This window comes from Acidimicrobiia bacterium (genome assembly GCA_016650365.1).
Classification (GTDB): Bacteria; Actinomycetota; Acidimicrobiia; order Spongiisociales; family JAENVV01; genus JAENVV01.
The window spans coordinates 1-4,462 of sequence record JAENVV010000224.1; the positions used below are offsets into that span (position 1 = coordinate 1).

4 protein-coding genes are annotated in these 4,462 nt (G+C 60.8%); 1 reads left to right on the forward strand and 3 read right to left on the reverse strand.

Translation table 11 applies throughout. The features are described from left to right. The 3 genes from icd to JJE47_13295 form a co-directional block, all read right to left on the reverse strand. A partial coding sequence (gene icd / locus JJE47_13285; protein ID MBK5268400.1) for an NADP-dependent isocitrate dehydrogenase occupies positions 1-1,197 on the reverse strand: 1,197 nt, incomplete at its 3' end. A 97-nt stretch (positions 1,198-1,294) separates the two neighbouring features. Then, positions 1,295-2,155, reverse strand: a complete 861-nt coding sequence (gene folD / locus JJE47_13290; protein ID MBK5268401.1) for a bifunctional methylenetetrahydrofolate dehydrogenase/methenyltetrahydrofolate cyclohydrolase FolD — start codon at positions 2,153-2,155, stop codon at positions 1,295-1,297. Between the two features lie 49 nt (positions 2,156-2,204). Continuing rightward, positions 2,205-3,248 (reverse strand): GerMN domain-containing protein, encoded by a 1,044-nt coding sequence (locus tag JJE47_13295; protein MBK5268402.1) that lies wholly within the window; start codon positions 3,246-3,248, stop codon positions 2,205-2,207. A gap of 118 nt (positions 3,249-3,366) precedes the next feature. On the opposite strand from JJE47_13295, the gene JJE47_13300 reads away from it, so the two are divergent. Continuing rightward, positions 3,367-4,462, forward strand: a 1,096-nt coding sequence (locus JJE47_13300) for a DUF3152 domain-containing protein (protein ID MBK5268403.1), incomplete at its 3' end; no start/stop codon positions are given.

The following is a 4,462-nucleotide window of genomic DNA, read 5'->3' on the forward strand; positions in this document are numbered from 1 at the left end:
CCGCTCGATGATCGCATCACCGAAGGCCGATGTGCTGACCTCGGTGGGATTGTCCATCAAACGGGCAAAGTCGTAGGTGACAATCTTTTCCGAAATGGCCTTCTCGATCGCCGCGACCATGAGGGCGCCTGCTTCTTTCCAGCCGATGTAGTTGAACATCATCTCGCCGGAGAGAATCACCGAACCCGGGTTCACCTTGTTCAGGCCGGCATATTTCGGCGCCGTCCCATGAGTCGCCTCGAACACGGCCACGCCGGTCTCATAGTTGATGTTTCCGCCCGGGGCGATGCCGATTCCGCCAACCTGAGCGGCCAACGCATCGGAAATGAAGTCACCATTGAGGTTCATCGTGGCGATGACGTCGTAGTTGGCCGGGCGGGTGAGAACCTGCTGGAACATGGCGTCGGCGATCACGTCCTGAATGAGGATCTTGTCGCCGGCATCGCCGCCCGAGTCTTCCCACGACACGAGTTCGTTCGGGAATTCTTCCTTGGCGAGTTCGTAGCCCCAGGTACGGAAGGCACCCTCGGTAAACTTCATGATGTTGCCTTTGTGCACGAGCGTTACCGACTTACGGTCGTTGGCAATCGCGTACTGGATGGCGGCCCGGATGAGGCGCTTTGACCCCGTGATCGAAATTGGCTTGATCCCGATGGCCGAGTCAGGTCGGATATCCCAGCCGAACTCGTCGCGCATGAACTCAAGAAGTTTGGTGGCATCATCACTATTCGCCTCAAGCTCTTTTCCGGCATACACGTCTTCGGTGTTTTCGCGGAAAATAACCATGTCGACCGCGCCAGGATCCTTGACGGGCGATGGCACGCCCTCAAACCAGCGGACCGGACGAAGGCAGACATACAGGTCCATGATCTGGCGCAACGCCACGTTGAGGCTGCGAATCCCTCCACCGACCGGGGTCGTCAGCGGGCCTTTGATTCCGACCAGGTAGGTATTGAAAGCCGCGACTGTATCGTCAGGGAGCCATTCCCCGGTGGCGTTGAATGCTTTCTGGCCAGCCAGAACCTCTTTCCAAGCGATCTTTCGCTCGCCACCGTAGGCCTTCTCGACGGCCGCATCGAAGACGCGCACGGCGGCCGCCCAGATATCCGGCCCAATCCCATCACCCTCGATGAAAGGAATGATCGGGTCGTTGGGTACGACGAGTCCGTCGGGACCCATAGTGATCGGCGTGGCCATGGTTTGCCTCCGTGAAGCAGAGAGTTTGTTCAGGTCAAGAGGCTAGCAACAAGCCCCGACCGACTGGAACTGAGGGGGCTGGCCGGTCGGCGGGGACTCAGCGGCCGGTTGCTCGCCATTCGGCTGCGGTAACGGTGTTGTGCATCAGCATGGCGACCGTCATCGGACCCACCCCACCTGGAACTGGCGTGATGGCGCTGGCGATCTCTTCAACCGCATCAAAGTCGACATCGCCGACCAGACCTTCATCAGTGCGGTTGATCCCGACATCGATCACCACTGCTCCGGGAGACACGTGACCGGCGCCGATGAGCTTAGGCACTCCAACCGCCGCCACGATGATGTCAGCTCCCCGGCACACGGCTGCCAGGTCTTTGGTTCGCGAATGGGCGATCGTGACGGTGGCATCGGCCCCCTTCTGGATCATCAGCAGGGCCTGGGGGCGACCCACCAGGAACGAGCGACCCACGATCACCACGTTCTTGCCCGAGATCTCAATCCCGTAATGCTCCAGGATCCTCAACACTCCAGTTGGTGTGCACGGGGTGAGGCCGTCGCGTCCCAACACGAGCAGACCGAGGTTGAAGGGATGGAGCCCATCGGCATCCTTGGACGGATCGATCAGTTCGGTAATCCGATCGGAGTCCAAACCCTGCGGGAGGGGCAACTGGACGAGGATGCCGTCGACTGCCGGATCGGCATTCAGCTGCTCGATCAGTGCTTCTATGTCTCTTTGGGGGGTGTCTGCCGGCAGCTCATGGTGGAATGAGTTGATCCCCGTCGCCTCGGCCGTCCGGCGCTTGCTGCGAACGTAAACATGCGAAGCGGGGTCTTCCCCTACGAGCACCGTGGCCAGGCCAACGGAGATTCCTCGCTCGTTCAGAGCTGCCACCCGGGTGGCAACGTCGGCTTTGACGGTTTCGGCGACGGCTTTGCCGTCCAGAATCATGGCGCTCATGGTCTCCTAAGACTGCTGCGGGCACAGTAGCGGATGGACGGCTTGCCCTTTAGGGAACGTACTGCTCCATGATCTCTGTGATCTTGCCGTCTTTGATGGTCAGCCACACGCCTGGCTGGTAGTCGAGGCTTCCCCAACCGGCCGACCATTCGCCGTAGGTAACCGTCACGAGGTCCGGTCCCCCGGGATCAACCAACTGTTCCACCGCGGCGGCATCGTCGACGGCGACCGTTCGGAGGGCCGACGACTGGTTCCGAACGTAATAGTCATTGGGCGGTGGCGATTCCTGTCCGTCTTCGGCGGCGGCATCGGCCGCCGGGACTCCGCTGAACCAGCAAGCCAGGTCGAACTCGAGGTCGGAGCTGGCGGCCGTGTCGACATATCCAAACCATTCCCCGTCGGGAAGCACGGCGGTGCCGGGCGTGCAACCCGAGCCAGAAGCCAGCTCGTTCGTGTTCAGGTCGACACCTACGGATCCGGTCCGCGTCTGATCCTGGCAATCTCGTTGCAGCCAGTTGTAGAACGCGTTGCAACTTCCAAAGATCGTGTACCGGACCCGTTCGACCTCACTGAATTGAAACACCGTATCGTTGAGCGACGACAAGAACGCCTCGCTTCCACAGCTCGTGGATGCATTGGCAAGCTCGTTCCGGTAATCGAAGAAGTCCACGGTAAGCAGGCCATTGGTCAAGGTCGCCGACAGAACCGCATCGGCGGTTGCCTCTGAGAAGAACGAACCAGCGCCAGCCGCCGCTTCTGAGGTCGTCGGACCTCCCACCAACTGCTCCAGGGCCCCGAAGATCGGATCAACGTCCGCCGGGATCGTTCGCTCAAATGGAGCGACCAGGCCACAGTCAGTCCCATCACCGGTTGAGTAGTAGACGAGGACACCAACCCCCGGCGTGGATGTCGTCGTTGAGGTGGTCGTGGTGGTACTCGCCCCCGTAGTCGTAGGACTGTCGGGGACAGAGGTGGTGGTGGATGCCAAGCTCGTGGTCGGAGCGAGGGAGGTCGTCGTGGTTGCATCGCCTCCACAGGAAGTCAGCAACACGCCTCCGACAATCAAACCGACCAAAACGGTTCTTGCAGTCATGATAAGTCTCCTGTTCCTGTCCGAATTCTACGGTCAGAAACCGGGCTTTCACCACCGCTGGAAGTCCCAAATGCCGGACGAAACGACCAACGGAAACGCCACTGGTAACGTCCCCGGCATGAACACGAGCCTGAACCTTCAGCGGCCACGTGCTCGGTCGGCGCTTGCCCTGGCCGTCGCACTAACACTGTTCCCCGCAACGGCCTCCCAGGCTTCCGTACCGACCTCCGAATGTTCGATCGGGGCCGACAACCCCACCGGATCGCTGGTTGTCGTGGGCGGGTCATCGACCCCGTTCGGAGGGACGAGTGTTCGAACCTTCACAGTCGAGGTGGAAGACGGAATCGGCCTCGACGGGGCGTGCCTTGCCGAGCAGGTCCAGAACGTGCTCGGAGATCCCCGCAGCTGGATCCACCAGGGCGACCTTGGCTGGCAGCGAGTCGATTCCAACCCGGACCTGCGAATCATCTTTTCGTCTCCCGATCTCACCGACCGCCTCTGTGCCCCCCTGAACACCGGTGGCATCTACTCGTGCAGGAACGGCAACCGCACCATGCTGAACACCTACCGGTGGCGCAGCGCAACGCCCGAATACCAGTCGGACCTTCCCGAGTATCGCTCCTATCAGATCAATCATGAGGTCGGTCATTTCCTTGGACACGGACACACGACCTGCCCGGGTGTGGGGACGGTCGCTCCGGTGATGATGCAACAAACCAAGGGCCTCGACGGTTGTGAGATGAACGGGTGGCCGTACCCGGCGGTTGAGGTTGTCCCTGAGGTGTGGAGCGGGCTTTTCAAGGATGACGACAACTCAACGTTCGAAGCCGACATCGAGTGGATCGCCGACCGAGGCATCACTTTGGGATGCAATCCCCCGACCAACGATCGGTACTGCCCGACCGGATCAGTGACCAGGGGTCAAATGGCGGCCTTCCTCGACCGGGCTCTGGATCTGCCAACCACTGACGTCGACTTCTTTCCCGACGACAATGGCTCCACCTTCGAATCCTCGATCAACCGCCTGGCTAGTGCCGGAATCACATACGGGTGCCAACGCGGGGCGTCGTTCTGCGCCGATCAAACCATTACCCGCCAGGGAATGGCCGCGCTCCTGCACCGATCTCCGCTGACCATCGAACCGACTTCACCCGGCAAGGTCTTCACCGATCTGTCCGACGCCGGATTCGTCGCCGACATCGAATGGTTGTCAC

Excerpts from the sequence above, each read along its gene's own strand:
- folD (MBK5268401.1), bottom strand. The coding sequence starts at position 2,155 with ATGAGCGCCATGATTCTGGACGGCAAAGCCGTCGCCGAAACCGTCAAA.
- JJE47_13295 (MBK5268402.1), bottom strand. The coding sequence starts at position 3,248 with ATGACTGCAAGAACCGTTTTGGTCGGTTTGATTGTCGGAGGCGTGTTG.